The following is a 20856-nucleotide window of genomic DNA, read 5'->3' as shown; positions in this document are numbered from 1 at the left end:
CACCTCAGTCTAACAGGTTAGGTAAGAATAGTGAGATTTGTGGAACATACGTAATCAGTAACAAGACAAGCAACAACACCACATAGAACGGCAGCATCCCTCGTGCAATTTGCTCTAAACGAATGTTGGCAATCTGTGCAGAGATGAATAGATTGATGCCAAGTGGCGGTGTACACATTCCCAGAGCTAAGTTAACAATCATGATGATTCCAAAGTGTACAGGATCAATTCCTAATTGAAGTGCAACTGGCACAAGCAGTGGTGTCAAAATGATGATTGACGCATTGGTCTCCATGAACATCCCTACGATTAATAAGAACACATTTATTAATAGAAGGAAGACGAGTGGATTGTCCGAAATCCCGGTAATGAATGCTGCTACATCTCTCGGAACATTTTCCATAGTTAAAATCCAGCCGAAAAGCCCAGCACTTGCAATAATGAACATGACAATGGCAGTTGTGATAGCAGACTCACTAAAGATTTGAACGAGGCGCGTTAATTTGATTTCGCGATAGATGAACACACCCACTAAAAATGCATACGCTACTGCCACTCCCGCTGCTTCCGTTGGTGTGAAAATTCCACCGTAAATACCACCTAAAATAATGATTGGCATCAAGAGAGCAAAGAAGGCTTCTTTAAATGCCGTCATGACTTCAGGGAACGACTTCTTCTCTTCACGTGGGAATTTGTACTTCTTCGCCAATATGTAGATCGTGAAGATGAGAGAGAGTCCAATTAAAATCCCAGGAATCATACCTGCCATAAACAGGTCTCCAATTGAAACTCCAGCAGCTACCCCATATAAGATCAGAGGGATACTAGGTGGAATAATTACACCGAGCTCTCCTGAGACAGCTTGCACTGAACCAGCAAAGTTCCGTTTATACCCACGTGATATCATAGCTGGGATTAAGATGCTTCCCAATGCCGCTGTAGTTGCTGCACTTGATCCGGAAATGGCAGCAAAGAACATAGATGTCACAACAGTCACAATGGCTAGACCGCCAGCAAAGTGACCAGTCAGCGCATTTGCAAAATTGATGAGCCGTTTTGAGATTCCTCCGAATTCCATCAGCGTTCCCGCAAGGATAAAGAAAGGAATAGCCATGAGTGGAAAGGAATCGACAGATGTAAAGGAACGCTGCACTAAGACGACTAGAGGTGTCGTCCCTTCATAAATCAATGCAATGGCTGAAGCAAGTCCCATCGCAATCGCGATAGGAACGCCTAAAGCGAAAAGAACAATCAAGGAAACAAAAAGAACTATTGCCATGTCGTTTCCTCGCTTTCTTTCGGATAGTGCGATTTGCCACCATCAATCATGACTGCAATCGCATTTATAATCATCAGTCCAGCACCTAATGGAATAGCAAAGTACGGGATGTTCATCGGGATTCGAAGCCCCGCAGATGTTTGATTTTTAACCGCACCTAAAATGTCTATTCCATAAATGATAACTAGGCTAGAGAAGACAATTGTGAGCAACATCACAAAACGCTTTAACCACAGGCGTTTTGTCTCAGACATCGCTTGGGCAATCGCTTCAATAGCGATGAGGCGATTGTATCGAATCGCAACAGCGGCACCTAAGAAGACACTATATATCATCAAGTAACGGGCAAGTTCCTCCGTCCAGTGCAAGGGGTAGTTAATGACAAAGCGTGTGAAAATTTGAGTTAGGATAAGGACCGACATGGTCGCAATCATCAGACCTAACAAGTACTTCACAACCATATTTAGTTTTTCTACCAGGTTCAAATAGAGTGACACATAGATTCCTCCTAAAGAACAAGAAAAGGGCACAAGCCCTCTTCTGGTCTATTTTGCATTGACGATGCTGTCATAAAGCGCACGATGTGCATCTGATTCGTCTGCAAACTCTGCATGAACAGTTGTTGCTAGTTCAGAAAACGAAGCAATATCTGGTTCGACAACAGTCATTCCAGCATCTTTTAACTTCTGAAGAAGCTCAGCTTCGAGTTCATACACTAATTCATTCTCGTATTGCGTAGCTTCTTCTGCAGCCTCTTCAATTGCCGCTTGCTGATCAGCTGAAAGCTTCTGATACGTCTGCTCACTCATTGTCAGTTGCACGTACCCATACACGTGGTTTGTCATCATCAAATAATCTTGTACTTCATTCAATTTGTTTGATTCTATTAAAGCTAGTGGGTTTTCTTGCGCGTCAATCACTCCTGTTTGAAGGGACGAATACACTTCCCCAAATGCCATTGGCGTTGGAGTTGCGCCCATTGCTTCCCATGCTGCAATAGAAGCGGGAATTTCAGGAACACGGATTTTAAGGCCAGACAATTCACTAGCTGATTGGATTTCACGGCTCGCCGTTAACAAGCGTGGTCCACGCACCCAGAAATCAAGTCCTCGAATGTCAGCGTTTTCAAGTAAGTCCGCTTGAAGTTGTTCTCCTACTTCTCCGTATAAAACGGCTTCAAGATGATCTGTATCTTCAAACAGGTACGGAAGCTCTAAAATTGAATATGGCTCATAGAAGTTACTCAGAACTCCTGCAACTAATGCGAAATCGATTGATCCTAGTTGCATCCCTTCAATCAGGTCACGGTCGTTACCAAGAGTCGAACTTGCATACAACTCTACTTTTACAGATCCGTCTGTTTTTTCCTCCACAAGCTCAGCAAACTTTTGAGCCCCTAAATGCCAGGCATCTGTTTCAGAGGCGATGTGCCCTAGACGAAGCGTCGTCACTTCACCTGAAGTTTCTCCTTGTGATGCACTTGATGCGTTGTTCTCGTCCCCACCACATGCTGCTAGGCTTAATGCCAATCCTGTTACAAATAATCCCCCTGCTACTTTCTTCAACATTTTCCATTCCCCCAGTGTGTTTTTTATTCAAATGAGACCAAGACTTTTAATGAATTGTCTTGTTTCTTATCGACAATTTGGAATCCATATCCAGCTTGATCCATGTGAAGTTGATGTGAAATCAGTGGCTCAATAATAATCTGATTAGTGTTTAGTAACTCAATGGCCGTTTCTGTATCAACCGAGTTGTAAGTCATACATCCGATGATTTCTTTTTCTTGATTTTGAAGATTGTGGATATCGAATGTTTGAGTGCCATTAAACATGGCGATTGTGATGACTTTTCCACCTTTTCGAAGCAGCTTTAACGAATCATCAATAATTCCAGGAATGCCAGCTGCGATTAAAACAACATCAAACAATCCTCCAGATTCATTGATAGCCTCCTCATGCCACGAAGCATTGTCTCGAATATTCTTTGTATGGCTCGCACCCATCTCTTTAGCTGCGTCGAGAGCATAATCCAATACGTCCGTCACATACGTCACGGTCGCTCCTGATGCTCTGGCTACTGCCATGGCAAGCAAGCCAATTGGACCTGCTCCTAAGATAGCGACGCGTGATCCGACACCTATCTGTCCTTTTCGAATGGCATGGACACCGACGGCTAATGGCTCAACCAACACACCTTGCACGTGGTCCATTGTATCTGGTAACAAGAACACCGTCTCTTTTGGTGCCACAAAATACTCGGCCATCGTACCGAACCACCCATTCAACCCTGGCGCTGTGCGGTTAGTGCAAAGATTGACTTGCCCGTCTCGGCAATACACACATTCTCCACACCCGATTTGTGGCTCTACTGTAACATTGTCACCAACTTTCACATGGGTGACGTCTTTTCCGACTTCTTTGACGACTCCTGAGATTTCATGGCCGATGATGACCGGTGGCTTCCGAAATGGGTGAAGACCTTTATACGTATGAATGTCTGACCCACAAATCCCTGCTATCTTCACTTCAATCAACACATCTTGGTCGGTCAGTTTCGGCACCTCGACCTCTTGCACTTCTACTTGATACGCGTCTTGTATGTACACTGCTTTCATCTTGATTTTCACGCCCCTAGTTGAGTAATTTTTGTTTAGATTGAATCAAGTGTTCTTCTATCAGTCGTGCAGGCTCTCCTTTCGGATCCGATAGGCTGGCGAGGATTGCCTTGTGTTCTTCATTGAATTGGGCCATTCGCTCTACGTCTTTTTTCAGGTGCTTGAATGTGATGCGTTTTAACTGATCATTGTAGTTAAGGAGTACGCGCTCGATTTCATAGTTCTCTGTCAATCGCGCCATGGTCAAATGAAACTCATGATCCCATTTTGTGAAGTGGTGAACATCTTTGTTGCTTGCTGCTGTATCCATCTCGTCGATGGCCACCTGAAGCACAGCGATTTCTGACTGCGTCAACTTCATATGCAGCTTTGCGCAGACAAAACTCTCTAGCGCTACACGCAGATCATAGATGTTCAAGATCCGTTCTAGGCTGATGTCTAAGACAATGATTCCTTGTTTTGACGAAATCTTGACGAACCCTTCGGACTCTAGTCGAATTAGTGCCGACTTGATTGGCGTCTTACTCATCTCTAAAATATCGATTAGCTCACGCTCGGAGAGCATGTGGTTCGGCTCAACCTTTTCTGTCAAAATCAGTTCTTTGATTTTGTCATAGGCAATATCTTTCAAAAGTTGTTTTGGTTGTTTTTCCACTCGCATGTTGAATCATTCCCTTTCACTTGCTGCATTTTGAACGTCTAGGAAATACGCTTCACTACCGAATTGCCCTCCTTTTAACGCAACTTCAATCGTCTCGCCATGAGAAAATGATTTCCCGATACAAAGGGGTGCCCCAGGTGAGATGGACTGGATGACTTCTAATGAATCGATACCTAGGGTCTTCGTGATAAACCCGGATGTATCCCCACCTGCAATAACGAGTCGGGCGTAGCCGTTTGTTGAATAGATAGTCTTTGTCAGCTTCCCGAGAATCGTTCCGATGACTTCTGCTGCTTCTGCAGGCGTCGCTCCATTTTCAGCGTAATAAGCTTTTACGTGACGAATGTTCTCATCGTCGGGCCCTAGTGCCGTGAAAAGGATCAATCGTTTATCTGCCTCCGCCAGGTTCTGGATATATTCTAAGAAGTCGTGAGGATCTTTCCCCTGGAGAATCTCATTCGGAATCCGAACAGCTGTATAACCTCGACTCACTGCGAAATCAATCTGATTCTTCGTAATCATAGAGGCACTTCCAGATATGACGAGGACGTTGTCTTGTGCATATAGTGGGTACACCGTTTTCTTCTCTGGTGAGATATCCGTCTCTGACTCCCAATAATCGGCTAGCCCATATTCGACTCCTGACGAACCCACGACGAACAGCGGTGCGTCTTGCGTCTCCCAAATGATTCGGGCACTTCGCCTAAGCATCTCCGCATCCACACAGTCATGTATGACTACGTCACCTGCTGTAGCTTTTTTATAGCAATCTACTAATGCTTCACTAGGCTGGTTATCGACTAATGTGAAATAACGAATATCTGCTGATAATTGGTGTGCCAAATGCTTTCCAAGATCCGCCTCCTGCATCGGTGTACTGGGATGCTTCGACATGATTGGATGACGGTCGAGTCGGTAGACCTCGTCTCCGGATTTTGCAAAATGGTTGCCAAAAAGCGTATATCGCCCAAGAGCTGGTGCCCCAGCCATGACGGGTACATGAGACTGCTCGGTATAAATCGTATTAGCGACTTCGATTGCCTTGCCGATACTGCCCACATCGGGTGAAGAGTCGAATGTCGAGCATACTTTGTAGTGGACAATCTTCGGCGTCAGTTCCTGCAAACGTGTCAAAACCGGTCGCAATTCTTGTTCCATCCCGTCCGGGTCTTTGGCTCGGCTCGTTCCTGCGACTCCGATACATTGAAGAGTTGGCATGCTTTCTAAAATATGCGTTGGAGGAGCTTCTAAAAAGAGGACCGATTTGTAACCCTTTAAATACAGTGCCTCCATGGCATCGGTCGATCCTGTAAAATCATCTCCGTAAAACCCTAGTAGTAATGTCATTTTATTTCCTCATTTCTTAAACTTCTCATAGGCAGCTCGAACGACAGGGCTCTCTTTAACCAGTTGCTCAAAAGGAATACCCGCAACCGCCGCTTCCCAGGATTCGACAAAGCTATCTACCCCTGCTCGAATGCCATTTGGATGCGCGATGATACCGCCGCCTGCCAAGTGAAGCAGATCGGTCGAACCGACAGCTCGATACGTAGGGTGCGCACTTCCTGCCCACTGTGCCGAGGATAACACGGGCATGACAGCATCATCTGCAAAAATAGGCGCGAGACAATCGTTAATCGATTTCACAACTTGGACGTTCGGTTCGGCAAACTTACTATCTAGTCCATTTGTATGAAGTTGATCGACCCCTGCGAGACGGCAAATCTTCTGATACGCCGTGAAACTCATCCCGAGCATTGGATGACGTGTCATCGCTCCCCACTGGTTGCGATGACCGTGAATCGGCAATTCCGTGTAGTTTGCTAGATGGCGAACCGCCCCGTACCCGACACTGTTGATGCTTACCATGACACAAGTGCCTTCGTGTTGAACGACCCAGTCATGATTTCTTCGCATCTGATCAATTTCGTCTGTGATGTTGAAAGCGTACATCGTCTTCTTCCCTGTCTTCATAGCGACGCGATTGATTTCTTCCATCGCAATCTCGACCCGGTCTTGGAATGAGAAATACAGGGGGTTACCCGTCAACTCATCGTCTTTGATAAAATCGATTCCGGCTTCTGCAAATTCACGAATCATCTTCCGGTACTCGTCTTTTGGAAGTCCCACACTTGGTTTAATTATGGTTCCAAACAACGGCCGTTCATGTACACCTGCTAAGTGCCGTGTACCTGAAATGCCAAATCGCCCGGCTGGATACTTTTCTTGAAACACTGTGGGTACAGTGAAGTCGATTAGGCGGATGCCAGTTAATTCACGAAGTTCGAAGAGGTTTCCAGCAACCGTCGTAATAAGGTTAGGCAAAGAATAGCCGAAATTTGTGATTGGATACTCAATGATGACTTCAGCTTGTCTATATCCATTATTTGATGATAGGCCATAAGGCAAAGATGGATTGTCTACCTCACTTATTTGTTTTACAGAGATGATCTTTGCCGCATGATGCTTATGTAAGGACTCTGTTTCTCCAGGCAGTTTTACAAATGTGCCTGTCGACTGTTCGCCTGCCATGACTTGTGCGACTTCATGTAAATCAAACGCACTCTCAATCAAATATGTAGCTACTACATTCATAGCGCCAACTCCCATTTTTTAACATAGATTTAATATAGATATATCTTGGATTTAATTTAATGTATCCGCTTTCATTTGTCAACAATATTTAGAAAATTATTTTATTTTTTATGGCTATGGTTTCATTTAGGAATATTAACCAAGTGAGTATATGTATTTTTTAATATTTTTGATAGAGTGTTTTGTAGGGATAAATTTAAAAGCCTCTGCTTCTATAACGACTTCCTAGTAAGACCTGCCCCTACATTTAATCGTCCATTGGACAATTTACTAGACATGTTGAATACTAAGTGAGTATAAGTAATCATTTTTCTCAAATTTATAGCTATAAGATTGATTAGCAACCAGTCGTGAATTCAATGATTGTATTGATGGATGGGTATTTTGTTCAAGCACTTCTTGTAGGTAAACATTGTTCTAGTAAAAAACTCAGACAGATGTATCGAGAAACTAAAAACTTGTATGTAGAACCAGTAGATTTTCCTCAAGTGTTCTGTCGCATGCATAATTTTTATGCAATCCCTTTTGTCGAAGATTTTGAAGTGGATGTTGTAATTGATACGGATACGGATCGGATATATTATCCATCAAGTTAAATAGACAGCAAAAAACTCTTGCCACCAATCGACAAGAGTTTGATTTACTTGATTTTGTGTTACATGGTAATCAGAAAACTCAGCATCAGCTAGACAGTCTTTTCGAAAAAAGGTAGTCGATAAGAGTTTCGAAGACCTTTGACAGCAATAGATCAGGTGATTGGTAGCAATCAACTTTATTTCACGATTCAAGATTGCACACTAAGCGAGGTAATTCAACCGGATTGGCAGACTTTATGGATGTACAACATGTAGGCAGTTTTCTTTCAATTTCACTCCAAAAAGAAAAACCCTGAGAGGCACTTGCCACTCAAGGTCTATACTGTTAGACAGTTAACCATGTAATATTTTCTTGATCATAGTAGTCGGTTGCAAAATTCATTGCTCGACAGTAGAATGAACTGTATCGCCTAGCACATTGAATTCTCCATCACAGGCAAATAAGTAATACTCATCTGTCTGATCGTATGTACAAATCGCTAATATGTAAATCTGTTGTCTCTGGCCATCATCGGTTTCCACATAACCAAAGTCATTAGTTGGAGTATAATGGATGACTTGTGCTCAGTCGATTTCTTGTTTCAATTGGGTGCTTCCTTCTCCAATATCACGTAAATTTATTCTGTCAACACAATCGGTACAAATTTTCAGAAAGTCCACTTATATTATGACTATTCATCCTTCCTCCTAATCCCCACAATCTTACTTGCGGGAATGGATGGGTCATGTTGGACGACTAAAGCTTTGGAGAAGCGATGTAAATAGCTCTCTTCGTGTGATTTAGGTGTTAGAATGATTAACTTTCGATTTAGTTCTTGCACATAGAGATCAAATACTTTTAATTTGCGACTTTCATCTAAAGCACTATCAAACTCATCTAACACTATAAAGCCTGGTTTAAACGAAAGATTTTGTAATAGTGCCAACGCGAACAATAAAGAGCTCAGCGATTCCTCACCGCCAGAGACTCCCTTTCCTACTCTGCCTCCACGAGCTTTTTTACTTACATCATCCATAGTGCCTCGGTGCCCTTCTTTGCGAACCTTAATAAATAGTGAAAATAAAGTACGACCTTTCTTTTCCGTTGATGCCCATTCCACTTTTCCCTCAAACTGAAATTGACTCATGTAATACTGGAATTTTGTTTGAATTTCAACCACACGCATATTAATCGTAGTTTCCAAGTTATCTTGGAGCTTCTCCATACGCTCTTGATCTTGCTCCACCAGTAAACTTGTTCTTTTAAATTCATTCGTCAGGCGATTAAATTCCTGTTCAGCGGTTTTAAAGTTTTCAGGTGCTGAAGGGTCTATATCTGGTTCGTTTCTTGCGGAGTCAAACATTATCTTTCCTGATTCTCTTTGTTGTTTTAGTGCAGGGACAGAAAGTTTTTGATTGTCTTCTTTTTGAGATATCTCTCTAAAAAGTTCCGGTACTAAACTTTGCATATCTGTGATTTCTTTTAGATAACCTACAATTTGCTTACCAGTCTCATCAAGGTCTTCTTGGGTATTATTTAGTTGTTTTTCGATTCTAGTCTTTTTCTGCTTTACCTCATCTAATTCACCTTCTAAGGAACTTTCTTTTCTTTTACTACTTTGTATTTGCTTCTCAATCTTTGTTAATTGATCAGAAACCTTCTCAGATTCTTCCAATGCTTGTGTTTCCTCATTCTTCAGTCTTTCTAGTTGTACTTTTAAAGATTGCAATGCTTCATATTTACCTTTCATCTTCCCTAACTGTTGATAAAAGATTTGTTCTTCTAACAATATTTCTTCCTTATCCTTTAATCGACTAATAGAAAGTTGAATATGATTACTTTGTTGATTTTCTTCCTGTGACCGCTGTCGAATCCCCTCTAATCTGTCCTTCTCACTTACATGCTGCTGCTCTCTTTGAACTCGCTGATAGTCTACTGCAAAGAAAGCTTCCGCAAGCTTTATTTTCGAAAAGATTGCATGATAATCGGGAATCTGTTTTTCAATATTCTCTTTCGTTTCCGTAACTGTAGCTATTCGACCCGAGATGTTTTGGATTTCTTTGTCTAAAAATTGCTTCCTTAATTCAAGAGCTCTTTTACTCAAAACAAACTTTTCTTTTTCTTGTGGTCCACGCAATCCGAGAGGGTCATGTAAAACACCATTGTTAATATATACATCCTCGTCCTTGAATAGCTGTTGCACCCACCATAAAACTTTCATAGCTTGTGGATACGCTTGGCTGCTAACGTCATCTTTTATTTTCAGATGAAGGTCTGGAAGAGCATCTAAAGAGCGATGAGGTATAACTTTCATTAACGGAACATGGTACAAATCATTAGGGGGACTGCATTCTCTTCCTTCAAAGAACATAGTATATTTAATTGTTTGGAATCGCTGTTCATCTTTTAGTTGAGCGGTCTCATCTAGCTCCACTAACTGTTGAAAGGAGTACGCTTTTATATTTTCTTTCTTAAAGTAAGAGAATGACTCTTTTTGTCGTTCCGAAAAATTTTTATTATTCAGTAATAACGTTCGTTCTTCTTCATAGTGGACGAGATTTTGATTTAAGTTTTGAAGCTCCTCTTTAGAGACGAGGAGTTCCTGATTTAGCAAAGTAAGTTTTTGTTTTACATCATGACTGCTTATATACTGATTTAAACTAACTCTATAGTCTTCGCTCTTGACTCGATCTTGTTCAATTTGCTGCTCTAGTTTCACAACTTTTCTTAAACATTCTTCTTCTTGAACTTTATATTCTCTGAGATTCACTTGCATCTGATCATATTTTTCTGATGTTTCTTTCAAGTTTCTTTGGATGTCAGACAACTGAGTGAACACTTCATCCTCAGATCGAGTCAACTGGTTTTTACGCATTGTCAATTCTTCTAATTCCCCTTCAAGGGAGTTCACACTATTTTTCATCTCTATTAATTCTAGATGAATGTTATCTACTGCCTTATCTAATTCTTCTTGTTGCTCAACAATTAGTTCCTTCTCAGTTGCCAGGTCTTTGAGATGTGAAACAATCAATTCAATTTGCTCTTCTTTATCGATTTTTTCACTATAAAGTTCTTCCTGCTGATAAGTAAGATCTTCGATAAGCGCATGAAGATGCTCATGCTCTTCTCTCATAGTTTTTTCTATCTGAACTAGCGCATGAATATAGGATTGTGCTCCTAACTTTAATCGTTGTTGATTTTCTTCAAATCGTTGTAATTGACTTCGCTGTATCGAGAGCTCAAGTTTTTTATTTTTCAGATGAAACTCAGAAGCTCGTAAGGTTTCTTTTGTTTCTTTCAATTTTTCAATACTTTCTTCCCATTCTCTCTGTGCCTTATCAATGCCATGCATTTCGCTAAAAATTCGGAATCTCTCTTCGGGATTCATTGTGGCAAATTGATTGACCTCTTGTTGATACCAAATTAAATAATAGGCGTCTGGGTCTATTTTATATGTATGAAGCAAGTTTCTTTTATAGGCAGTGAAATTATATTGTTTATCTCCAGAAGTGTATTTTTGATTAGTTTCCCATCTGTTCATTTCATCTCCCGTAGAAATAGAGTATTCTTTTTTGATAGGTTCCCCAGGCTCCTGATATAGTTTCACTCTAAATTGAATGTACTTTGCTGCGTCTATCTTCATAATTCCATCATTTTTAAATACAAGTTCTATTTGGGCATTCCAAGTTTCTTCTGGCAATAAGTTTCTTGAACGGAGACCTTCAACATCGAGCTTTGAAGAATAAAGTACTGCACCCATACAGTAAGTGACGGTTGATTTTCCAGCCCCATTTGGTCCAGTTATTAATATATGGCTGTCTTTGCCGGACAAATCTAATTGTTCCGGACGATAATCACGTATTCCAGAAAACGAGAGCGTCCAGGGAATCATTGACCTTCCTCCTTTCGGTACAAATTATAGCGTCTAAAAAACTTTAGGACTTCTTCTTTATTTAATTGATTGGACTGACTAAACTCGGCAGTTCTACGAAGAAAGGAATCTGAAAACATGTGGACTCCAATCGTTGTAATTTGGAAAGCTCTTTCTGAGGAATCAGTCTCATAATCTTCAATCGCACCAATTTTCTTTAAAGGGTCGATATTTAGAAGTATTCGTTGATTGGCCTTCTTGGATTCATGTCCAAGTGCCTCTAGTAAGCGGTCAAACAGGGTATATTCATGTTGTAATACTTCCTGCTGATAAAACATGTAAAGTAGGATGGCCAAACTTTCTTTTGTCAAAGTATTACGCGCCTGCGAGGCCGGTACCCTTGTCAGAATGACCAACTGATCTCGTTTCTTGTCATAAATCAAATGGAAATAGCGCGAAGCGGCCTGATTCACTCGGTCCATAAATGACTTTAGCTGTTCATCAGATGTTATATCTAGCATCTTTTCTATTTCCTTTCGAGACAAGCCAAAATTACCAGACCTTATAGATGCAGAAGACGAGAAGAGAATGTTCATAAATGCTAACTCTTCTTGTTGCGTCAACACTCCTTTTAGCAAGGACATTTCGTTCAAAGGATTAATATTTGGCTCATTTTGTGTTTTTACTGAATCTTCACTTTCCGTGAAGAGATTCATTTGTTCTGCGTTTGATGATGGTCCCTCCATCTTCATGCTTCATCCACTCCCATTCTTTTAGGATTTCTTCAAACATAGTTTGTTCAGATGGCAATTCTACAATTTTTTTACTACTAATTAAGGCAGATACCGCAGTAAGTGCATTAATGGTATCTCCCCACTCTGAACTCGTCGCTTCAACAATCACTTGCTCAAGAGGCGCTTGTTCATGTTCTTTAAAGTATTCTTCAATTCTATCCGTTTGGATCATTTGTTTTGTCAGCATCCAATTCGCTTCAGCCATTAATCCTTCAAGCTCTTCTTCACTCATCTCTTCTGTTACATATGTTACTTCATCTATATCTTCCTCTATAGGATCCGTAGTTGGCTCATAGTTTTCTAAATAATCAATGGCATCGTCAATACTACCCGCCGAGAGAGGAGATGCAAGTTTTATTGGAATCCAAATCCCATCTACAGCTTCATCTTCATAGAAGTTTTGTTCCATGAAACTAAACATTTGATACACGTTTGGAATGTCTGAATCTACAGGGGGATCAAACATATTCGCAATAAAATTTCGGAGTTTCTCTGGATGAATCGTTGTAGCAAGAGGTGTTTTTTGAATACTTGAAAATTTTATATACTTATTGATCATACCTAGACTCAAGTTCGTGCCTTCTGCTAGAATCCCTGTACCTCTTTGCATCAAGTCTGTTAAAACTAAACTCTCTTCAAACGTAGCAAATTTGTTTAATCGCTCTTCAAGTTTCTGCTCTAACTCTTGCATAAGACTATGAATCAATTCAAGCTGGGGAAGCGCATTCCGATCTGCTAGCATTTCTAGTTCCCGTTCACGAAGTAATAAAATTGCATCCTCCACATTTTTGATCATGCTCGCAATTTTATTTCCTCCAGAGATTCCATTATCATCATAGGCTTCACTAATTGCAGCATCTCGTCGTGCTTGAAAGAGAGATTTCCCAATATCATCTTGTAAATAATAAGCTAAAGAATCATTCGCCAAACGTATTAATGCATCCATCATCCGCTTACCTAAATCTCTCATTTTGATTCTTCTTGATTGTTTAGATATCCAATTGTATTTAGATAAAATGTAAATGATTTGCTCAACTCTCTTTTTGGTTGGTGCCTCCTGGTCTTGATAGCGATTTAGATAGCGGTAATAAATCATTTCTTCATTCTCAATCGGTTCCCCAAGACCCAATGCTTCTTCATTTAATAGTTGAATGACTCTTAGAAAGCGCAAGATCTCTGTTGGGGATTGAAAGAACTCTTGAGCGCCCAATTCACTTAATACACCACCGAGTGACGATACATCTTTCATCGCTTGAGAAAGTTGGGGGGTGGCATCATCTTCTTTAAAAATTGAAATCATTCTTGAATCCATTTTCTCCATACATCCACACTCCCTGTTGTCATTTCTTGTTCACTTGGCATCGTTTGTATATAAGGAATGACAAATTCTTCGTAGTCTGATTTTGAAGTCCTAACCTCTAGATTCGGCAATATCCATTTTATTGAGTGCAAATCAGTATTCGAAACAAGGTTGTAGATTTCATTTGATATGATGAGTCCATCCTTATCGTAGTCACACCAAATAATCACTTCACTAATTTCGCTATTTCGTAGTAGTTGAGAAATAGTAGATTTATGTGCTGAACGAAGATGTCCATCTACAGAAATCATCAATGACATTGTCTCCTCAAGAAAGTAAGGTTGGGCTGAGAAACGGGTGAGAATGGCTCTATTCTCAACTAGCCACAATCTTTTAGCAGATGTGCTCAATTCTTCTTTACTTACTAATAAGTCAGTCAGTGCATGGAGCGGCCCCCATTTATAATCGGCGTAGTGCCCACTTATAGCCCCAGAGAAAAATATAGGTACAATTTGTCCAAGACTTACTAACCCTAGCTCATAGCTAGATACTTGCGCCCACTTCTCGAGCTCCTCGATAAATTCTTTTTTATAGTGATCAAATTGTTTTGATCCGCCGATTTCTTTAAAGTGGATCGCACCAATTTCTTTCCAATCAAAACTGTCGTTTCTTACAGATAGTTCAGTTATCGCTACGATAAATTGAAGAAACTCTCGTGTTTTTCGCGCTGACCACTGCGAATTCACCTCCATCAGATGTTCAACTTTTAATTGAGTGAATAATCTGGAAATATTAGTTAGACCATCATACCGCTGTTTGTCTTTAGATATGCAATCTATTGATTCAGCGATTTTGGCCATTTGTTGTTTTAGTTTGATTAATTTGAGAGATTGATGCTTTACCTCTTCTCTTGCTTTAATTTGTTGAAAGAGAAATAGGTTATAACCCATTTGATAGTGAGAAGATTTCACCGTTTTCTCGTCATTTTCAAATCGAACTACTTTAAAGATCCATCCATCTTCTAACCATTTAAATGTTTGCTTGTTTGTCTTTTCTAAAGATACTTTTTTTCTAGGTGTCAACTTAAGCCTCAACAACTCAGAATCAGGAATTTCTACCCCATCTTCATTTATGAATGTTGAAATGACGACTACCCCTTTAATTCTTAATGTTCGATTTGTACGTTTAATGAGATTACATTCAATTAAATTATTGTCTATTATTGCGCTCTCTGTATCGAGATGTTCGCCACTTTTGAGAATGGAATTAGATAGATATTCGTATACTTTTTCGTGAAACATATTAATCGCCCCGTATGAATACTATTTTAAAACAATTGTAACAAAGTGGAAGATAAATGTATCCATTTGAAAAGTGAAGGTCCCATTTATGGTTTTACTTTTTATAATTTATTCACTATTCATCTACTTTAACTTTAAATGTTTATTCTTCAATTTTTTTGTATTAAATTATTTGTTTCTATTTTCCTTCAACTATAAAAGAACAGACTAATTAGTTAAGGTTACTTTATAGGTTTTATAACCTGTGGAATGTAGTTAAGTGAACATGAAGTTTTAATAAATCCAATTATTCATAAATATAAAATATATTTCGTACGTGAAATTCGTATATATTATAACGTCAATGCTATACTTATGAATGAGGTGATGGACAGTGAATATTAAATTACTGAAAATGCGAATGGAAGGTCTTTCATTGTATGAAGATAAGACATTGGAGATAAATTTAATGACGACTTCTAGAGTGCCCAGTGAGGATGTTGATACACACGTTGTTGAACATTTAAGTGGAAGTTTTTATAAACAAAATGTTTTGGCGTTTTCAGGAATCAATGCTTCCGGAAAAACGACTACATTGAAAATATTTTCATTTATTCTGGATACTTTTATTGAAAATAATTCTTTAGAACACGTTAAGAACGAAGAAATACTTAGTCAATTTGAAGATGAGTGTTCGATTACCACCTACTATTATTGGCAAATGAAGCTTTATGAGCTCACTTCAAGAATAGCCAAAAATGACTTAGGACACTTTTATTTTGTAGATGAATGGTTGAAAATAAAACCGTTTAAAGAAAATATAGCAAAGAAAAAGTTGCTAGACTTTGATGAAACTCCCCCTTCATTGACTAGAAAATCTGAAGAAAAAGCAGCAATGGGGTATCTTCGACAAGATACGAGTATCTTTATGAAAATTTTATATGAAGCGCGTATGTCTGATAATGAACGTTACGTTTTTGATATGACAGATTACACAAATGTGAATATACTTACTAACCGAAGTGAAATACCAGTAGGTTTCATTCAGTACTTAGATTCATCAATAGAATCATTAGAGTTTATCAATTCAAATGATGTCAGTAAATATTCTAACTTAATTTTGCGTGTGAAGTTTTCTGGCCAAGACCCCCAAGACATTTCTGTAATGGATCTTTGGAAGTATCTGTCGTCTGGTACGATCAAAGGAATAAATTTGTTAATGCAGATTGAGCATGTTCTTCATTCAGGCGGTTATATCATCATTGATGAAATCGAGAATCATTTAAATAAAACAATTGTTATCACACTGATTAATCTTTTCAAATCTAAAATGAATAGACATCATGCAACTCTTATTTTTTCAACTCACTACAGTGAGATTTTAGACGATATGGAACGAAATGATAGTATCTATTTCACTAGAAAGAAGAATGGGAAGATACAAGTATTCCCTCTATCCAATCATCTTAGTCGCTCGGATAAGAAAAAAAGTGCTGTTTATTTAAGTGGTTTGCTAGGTACAGCTCCAAAGTATAATGATTACATGAATCTAAAGAAGTCCATAAATCAGTCTTTACAAGATAAAACTAGAGTAACTGAGATGAATTCATCAAAGAGGAATGACCATGTATAATCACACAACCGGAAATCTCGTGGCCTGTATATGTGAAGGAAATGCCGAAATGGAGATTATCGAAATCTTGTTAGATCATGATCTATTGAAATTTTCTAGGGAGGATTTACTTGATGGAGAGGTATTCAGTAAAAATATGCGTGATGCACGCTTGTTAGAAACTCGGTACCTGTCCCAGGAATTTGAGACTGGACAAAAAGTTGAAGTCATTCGTGTATTAGATTCTCCGAAAGAAAGATATCACATCCAGCATCCATATGATGAAAAAATTGAGGGGGATATAATAGGATGTTATACTCGCCCTGAAATTGAAATTCTATTAATCATTGCTGAGGGGCATTATAGCCAATTCAAGAAAACACATTTGAAACCGAATGAATATTGTAAACAATACATTCCAAAATTCATCCCGAGAAAAGTTAAAATTAAAATCAAAGGATTTATCACTAGCTATTTTTCTAATCCTCAAACCCTTGTTCAAACTTTGCAATTTTATCATCAGATTAGAGCTAATAAAAATGAACTCACCATATACTCCCTTCTAAAATAAATAGTATGGAAGGAAAGACTGTCGAATCCATATAGCAATAAAAATGCGTACCCATGACTAGGTACGCATTTTTATTAAAATTTTCCGATTGATACTTTGTAAATTTACTGAACTCACATACAACACTTCTTATATTTCTTCCCGCTCCCACAAGGACAGGTTTCATTTCTTCCCACTTCTCATCTTGGGCGGAACGGGCATCAACTGCTTCTTTTCATCTACCATCAAATCACTTGGTGTGTGTCCCTTTAGTGCCCAGTGAGGCGTAGTGCTCCATGCAATTTCTATTAGTTGAAGGGTGTGTTGCACAACTTCCTCGGATTGGTGCTTCACTTGCCTCAGCAAATCATTGACGACTTCAGCAAAGGGGTGTTGGTCGTTCAATCCCATCACAAAGTCATACAGTAAGATGTCGACTTCGTACTCTGCTAAATCCGTCACCTTCTCGAGATGTTTAGCCAAATGTTTGTAAGCTGGCTCGTCAAGTATATAGGACTCATACGCTCGGTTCATGACATCTTTGGGAGATACGTTGACCGGCTCTAGATCGACTCGTTCACTGATTTGTCAAATAAGGCATAGGGGTGTTCGACTCCGGGTGACACAACTAAGTTCCCCTGAAGGAGCAACTCTTCGTAGTAATCTTGTTGTATCCATAGGACGTCGCGGACATGATGTAGTTGATTTGGTCCCTCCACCACTCTAAGTGCGCGGATCTTGGCATACAAATCGGAAAATCGTAGCACGCCAAATGTGTTTAGTAGCCCTCATGTGAACGTAAGAATAAAGTCGTTCTGTTTTGCACGCAACTTATACTCGTTTTTAAACAATTGGAGTTAGTACTTTCTAAACGTCATTCGGTAGGAAGTGTCCATACTGTCCGTCTAGCGTCCCAGGCACGAGAAATGTTGTTCGCCCCCACCAGCCGGATTTTTGACCCACTGGACTGTTAAGTGGAATAAAACCTTGCTCTTTGGCTTCCCAAAACAGGGCCAACTGTGCCTCCGTCAAGTGAAGCAGAAAATAGTGTCTGGTTATTTCTTGATGAGCGGCACTATGGTCAATAAGTTCGGGCTTCGTCATGTGACTGACGCCTGCCAATCTGAAATAGCTTGCCACTTCGACAAGCTTTTTCTTCATGTAGCATTTCAAGTTCTGCTCATACGAACTGTCTTTTTCCACTACTTGCCCGCCAACGTTTTTCTTGGCACTCCGCTTCGCGTTCTAATTGCTCCCAACTGATAGGTTTGCTCATTGTGGCTCCTCCTGCTTTTCTTATGCTCTTGTTAGTTTAGGGAGGATTTTGGAGGATGAGTAGAGTTGACATGACACTTTTGATAGCAATCAACAGCATCTTACTCAGCAACACCTCTCTCATCTAAAAAAACCTCAATTGCTTCTTCTCCTTCTTCGCTTCCTCCACCGTGAGATAGCCGAGCGACTGGTAGGCCTTCAAGCGCTTGTTGTATTTCTCAAGGAGCGCTTCATCTTTATGGTCGACGTAGTCGTAGACTTCGACGGATTCTTTTCCTTCGTAGGCCCGGTGGAGGCGGCCGACGTATTGGGCGACCGTGCCGTTAAAGGTGATGGGCATGGTGAGGAAAAGGGTATCGAGTCGTGGATTGTCGAAACCCTCTCCTGCGTATTTTCCGGTGGCGAGGATGATGCGTTCTTCGTGTGCTGGGATGGTCGCGAGTTTTTGGAACTGTTCATTCAGCTGCTTCTTCGTCAGTGCTCCTGTCAAAATAATCAGGTTCTTAGTAAACGGCTTCAGCTTTTCCACGAGCAGATGTAAGTGCTCGACGCGTTCAGTCAAGACTAGCGGGTTGCGCTTGTGTTCGAGTGCATTCAGGATATCGTTGAAAATCAGCTCATTACGTTTCTCGTTGTGCATCAGTTGGTCCGTCACGTCCACCGCCCCTTCGCTCGTCTTAAATTCCGTCAGTCGCGGGTGCAAGAGATGGTGGAACTGGCGGATCTCGGATTGGTCTTTGGCATCGACTTTGAAGACGATGGGACCACACTGCATGAACATGAGAGGATGCAGACCATCTTTACGAACCGGTGTCGCGGTAAGTCCGTGGACGTAGGCGCTACGGAATCTTCTCAAAATGTCTTCGAACGTGAACGCTGAGATGTGGTGACATTCATCGACGATTACATGGCCGTAGGAATGCATGAGCGCCTTGTTCCGGATGCTCTGGATGGTCGCGATGTCGATGATCCCGGTCGGCTTGTTCTTCCCACCGCTAATCTGGCCGATGTGTTTCGGATCAATGGATAGGAACGAGGCAAGAGACGCTCTCCACTGGTCGATTAGCTGGTTCCTGTGGACAAGGATCAGCGTGTTCACTTTTCGCTCCGCAATGAGGGCGGATGCAACGACCGTCTTGCCGAAACCGGTGGTCGCAGAGAGCACGCCGCAGTTAGTTTCTTTCAGGTGATCGACGGCTTGTTGTTGCTGCGGGAAGAGGTTTGCTAGAAAATCAGCATCGATCGGTTCGCCGTACTCTCGCTGGTCGACGAAAGGTATCGTCTTCGGAAGCAGCTCGCGAATCTCGTCCGCTTTCCCTCTAGGAAGCACTAAAGTCGTTGGCGTCTCTTGGTATCCTTTGATGTGCGATGGGATGCGGTCTGTTGAAAGGCGCAGATGTTTCGCTCTGAAGTACTCCGGGTTGCTCATCGTACATAAGCTTTTTAAGTTTTCAAGAGTAGTAGGAGTGAGTGCGGATTTCGGCACAAGCAGACCTTCTCGCAAGACCACTTCCGGACTGCCATAATCACCCTCATGCTCTTTCACTTTTTCTGCATGATTTAAAAACCCTTCTACCTCTTCTCGTGAATAACGCTTAATGGACTCTAGATAGCCCCATGGATCTGCGATCACCTGGAAATTAGCATCCACAAATACGGTGCACCCCACTTTCCGTCTCTCTCCTTGGAGTGGCAGCGCAATCAAGTTGCCTAGTCCCTTCTCTGTTAGTTGATCCTGTGCTGGAAACATCCGGTCGAATGATGGAAGCTTATGGACACCACGAATAGATGCCGCTTCTTTTAGTAATCGTTCACCCAATAGGCGAGCAAGTCGAGCAGGGACGCTTTCTGAGAAAAACAGCCAGACGTGACAGCCTTCTCCGGACTGCGAGATTTCCATGGCTGCGTGTATATTTGCTTGTTTTAGTGCTGTTCGGAAGGCGGAAATATCTTCCTTCCAGTTCTTTTTGTCAAAGTCGAGTGCGAGGAAGTAGCACCCACCGTCCGGCAAGAGTGGATAGATGCCAAGCGTATCTTGACCGGAGAGGTGCCGGTAAAGGGCATCCTGTGTTAGCAGCTTGTAGGAACCATCTGGATTCGTCGCTGGTGCATAGCCCCTCTTCTCACCGGAGGTCCATCTGCGCGCATAGACATCAGCCCGCCCTCTGAATAGAGACTGGTAGATGCGAAGACGCCTCTCAATAACAAGTTGCTTGTCAGTTTTACGAGAAGCTTTCTGAACAGCGGTTTCCTCAGCCGGAAGCAAATCGTTTTCTAAAAGGATTTTGTGATAATAATCGAGTTTGCTATTCAATCTTTTGATTTCTGCGAGTGCTGCGTGAAAGTCGTGTTCAAGAGACATTGTGTCACCTCGCTGGGTTGGAGTTGTTGGGTTTAGTATACAGGAATGGAGGCGTGAAGCTTATTTTATTGATATCTTTGCACA

Annotated in this window: 18 protein-coding genes; 2 read left to right on the top strand and 16 right to left on the bottom strand. The window is 40.9% G+C overall.

The features are described 5' to 3' along the window. Positions 1-4 precede the first annotated feature (4 nt). The 12 genes from ACFO0S_RS04140 to ACFO0S_RS04085 form a co-directional block, all read right to left on the bottom strand. A complete protein-coding gene (locus ACFO0S_RS04140; protein WP_378140509.1) occupies positions 5-1279 on the bottom strand; it encodes a TRAP transporter large permease in 1275 nt (424 codons plus the stop codon). Beyond that, positions 1270-1776 carry a TRAP transporter small permease gene (locus tag ACFO0S_RS04135; RefSeq protein ID WP_378140507.1) on the bottom strand — a complete coding sequence of 169 codons (507 nt, stop codon included), beginning with the start codon at positions 1774-1776 and terminating at the stop codon, positions 1270-1272. Before ACFO0S_RS04135 ends, ACFO0S_RS04140 begins: the two co-directional genes overlap by 10 nt. 48 nt (positions 1777-1824) lie before the next feature. After that, the gene (locus ACFO0S_RS04130) at positions 1825-2847 is read right to left on the bottom strand and encodes a TRAP transporter substrate-binding protein (RefSeq protein WP_378140505.1); all 1023 of its coding nucleotides are present in this window, start codon (positions 2845-2847) and stop codon (positions 1825-1827) included. Between the two features lie 23 nt (positions 2848-2870). Continuing rightward, entirely contained in the window at positions 2871-3896 is a 1026-nt protein-coding gene (locus ACFO0S_RS04125; protein ID WP_378140503.1) for a zinc-dependent alcohol dehydrogenase, read from the bottom strand. Between the two features lie 16 nt (positions 3897-3912). Then, on the bottom strand, positions 3913-4557 hold the full coding sequence (locus ACFO0S_RS04120; protein ID WP_378140501.1) for a GntR family transcriptional regulator: 645 nt from the start codon (positions 4555-4557) through the stop codon (positions 3913-3915). 6 nt (positions 4558-4563) lie between these two features. Further along, complete coding sequence (locus ACFO0S_RS04115) at positions 4564-5904, bottom strand: four-carbon acid sugar kinase family protein (protein WP_378140499.1); 1341 nt, start codon at positions 5902-5904, stop codon at positions 4564-4566. Between the two features lie 9 nt (positions 5905-5913). After that, positions 5914-7152, bottom strand: coding sequence for a ribulose-bisphosphate carboxylase large subunit family protein (locus ACFO0S_RS04110; RefSeq protein WP_378140497.1), 1239 nt, complete (start codon positions 7150-7152; stop codon positions 5914-5916). Positions 7153-8126: 974 nt separating this feature from the next. Then, a complete protein-coding gene (locus ACFO0S_RS04105) occupies positions 8127-8270 on the bottom strand; it encodes a hypothetical protein (RefSeq protein ID WP_378140495.1) in 144 nt (47 codons plus the stop codon). Positions 8271-8419: 149 nt separating this feature from the next. Further along, positions 8420-11620, bottom strand: a complete 3201-nt coding sequence (locus ACFO0S_RS04100; RefSeq protein ID WP_378140493.1) for an AAA family ATPase — start codon at positions 11618-11620, stop codon at positions 8420-8422. Further along, entirely contained in the window at positions 11617-12315 is a 699-nt protein-coding gene (locus tag ACFO0S_RS04095; RefSeq protein ID WP_378140616.1) for a hypothetical protein, read from the bottom strand. The genes ACFO0S_RS04100 and ACFO0S_RS04095 overlap by 4 nt, the downstream gene beginning before the upstream one ends. After that, positions 12293-13714, bottom strand: coding sequence for a hypothetical protein (locus tag ACFO0S_RS04090; RefSeq protein ID WP_378140491.1), 1422 nt, complete (start codon positions 13712-13714; stop codon positions 12293-12295). Before ACFO0S_RS04090 ends, ACFO0S_RS04095 begins: the two co-directional genes overlap by 23 nt. After that, positions 13690-14994: a toprim domain-containing protein gene (locus ACFO0S_RS04085; RefSeq protein ID WP_378140489.1), complete on the bottom strand. Its 1305-nt coding sequence runs from the start codon at positions 14992-14994 to the stop codon at positions 13690-13692. The genes ACFO0S_RS04090 and ACFO0S_RS04085 overlap by 25 nt, the downstream gene beginning before the upstream one ends. Positions 14995-15367: 373 nt before the next feature. Between ACFO0S_RS04085 and ACFO0S_RS04080 the strand changes: the two genes are divergently transcribed. Together ACFO0S_RS04080 and ACFO0S_RS04075 are read left to right on the top strand one after the other, a co-directional pair. Next, positions 15368-16606 (top strand): AAA family ATPase, encoded by a 1239-nt coding sequence (locus ACFO0S_RS04080; RefSeq protein ID WP_378140487.1) that lies wholly within the window; start codon positions 15368-15370, stop codon positions 16604-16606. 49 nt (positions 16607-16655) lie between these two features. Next, the gene (locus ACFO0S_RS04075) at positions 16656-17156 is read left to right on the top strand and encodes a hypothetical protein (protein WP_378140485.1); all 501 of its coding nucleotides are present in this window, start codon (positions 16656-16658) and stop codon (positions 17154-17156) included. A gap of 113 nt (positions 17157-17269) precedes the next feature. Here ACFO0S_RS04075 and ACFO0S_RS04070 read toward each other — a convergent pair whose 3' ends face one another. From ACFO0S_RS04070 to ACFO0S_RS04055, 4 genes are all read right to left on the bottom strand, one after another. After that, positions 17270-17332, bottom strand: coding sequence for an SEC-C metal-binding domain-containing protein (locus ACFO0S_RS04070; protein WP_378140615.1), 63 nt, complete (start codon positions 17330-17332; stop codon positions 17270-17272). Further along, positions 17319-17669: a hypothetical protein gene (locus ACFO0S_RS04065; protein WP_378140483.1), complete on the bottom strand. Its 351-nt coding sequence runs from the start codon at positions 17667-17669 to the stop codon at positions 17319-17321. The genes ACFO0S_RS04070 and ACFO0S_RS04065 overlap by 14 nt, the downstream gene beginning before the upstream one ends. A gap of 333 nt (positions 17670-18002) precedes the next feature. Then, positions 18003-18338, bottom strand: a complete 336-nt coding sequence (locus tag ACFO0S_RS04060; protein ID WP_378140481.1) for a hypothetical protein — start codon at positions 18336-18338, stop codon at positions 18003-18005. Positions 18339-18534: 196 nt separating this feature from the next. Beyond that, entirely contained in the window at positions 18535-20772 is a 2238-nt protein-coding gene (locus ACFO0S_RS04055) for a TOTE conflict system archaeo-eukaryotic primase domain-containing protein (RefSeq protein WP_378140480.1), read from the bottom strand. Positions 20773-20856: the final 84 nt, after the last annotated feature.

Origin of the sequence: Chryseomicrobium palamuruense (assembly GCF_042649045.1) — a bacterium.
GTDB classification, from domain to species: domain Bacteria; phylum Bacillota; class Bacilli; order Bacillales_A; family Planococcaceae; genus Chryseomicrobium; species Chryseomicrobium palamuruense.
This window is presented reverse-complemented; position numbering and strand designations above follow the sequence as displayed.

What these genes read in the sequence shown, in the direction of transcription:
- ACFO0S_RS04140 (WP_378140509.1), bottom strand. Translation starts at nt 1,279, where the DNA reads ATGGCAATAGTTCTTTTTGTTTCCTTGATTGTTCTTTTCGCTTTAGGC.
- ACFO0S_RS04075 (WP_378140485.1), top strand. Translation starts at nt 16,656, where the DNA reads ATGGAGATTATCGAAATCTTGTTAGATCATGATCTATTGAAATTTTCT.
- ACFO0S_RS04120 (WP_378140501.1), bottom strand. Translation starts at nt 4,557, where the DNA reads ATGCGAGTGGAAAAACAACCAAAACAACTTTTGAAAGATATTGCCTAT.
- ACFO0S_RS04115 (WP_378140499.1), bottom strand. Translation starts at nt 5,904, where the DNA reads ATGACATTACTACTAGGGTTTTACGGAGATGATTTTACAGGATCGACC.
- ACFO0S_RS04090 (WP_378140491.1), bottom strand. Translation starts at nt 13,714, where the DNA reads ATGGAGAAAATGGATTCAAGAATGATTTCAATTTTTAAAGAAGATGAT.
- ACFO0S_RS04110 (WP_378140497.1), bottom strand. Translation starts at nt 7,152, where the DNA reads ATGAATGTAGTAGCTACATATTTGATTGAGAGTGCGTTTGATTTACAT.
- ACFO0S_RS04095 (WP_378140616.1), bottom strand. Translation starts at nt 12,315, where the DNA reads ATGAATCTCTTCACGGAAAGTGAAGATTCAGTAAAAACACAAAATGAG.
- ACFO0S_RS04085 (WP_378140489.1), bottom strand. Translation starts at nt 14,994, where the DNA reads ATGTTTCACGAAAAAGTATACGAATATCTATCTAATTCCATTCTCAAA.
- ACFO0S_RS04125 (WP_378140503.1), bottom strand. Translation starts at nt 3,896, where the DNA reads ATGAAAGCAGTGTACATACAAGACGCGTATCAAGTAGAAGTGCAAGAG.
- ACFO0S_RS04130 (WP_378140505.1), bottom strand. Translation starts at nt 2,847, where the DNA reads ATGTTGAAGAAAGTAGCAGGGGGATTATTTGTAACAGGATTGGCATTA.
- ACFO0S_RS04055 (WP_378140480.1), bottom strand. Translation starts at nt 20,772, where the DNA reads ATGTCTCTTGAACACGACTTTCACGCAGCACTCGCAGAAATCAAAAGA.
- ACFO0S_RS04065 (WP_378140483.1), bottom strand. Translation starts at nt 17,669, where the DNA reads ATGAACCGAGCGTATGAGTCCTATATACTTGACGAGCCAGCTTACAAA.
- ACFO0S_RS04100 (WP_378140493.1), bottom strand. Translation starts at nt 11,620, where the DNA reads ATGATTCCCTGGACGCTCTCGTTTTCTGGAATACGTGATTATCGTCCG.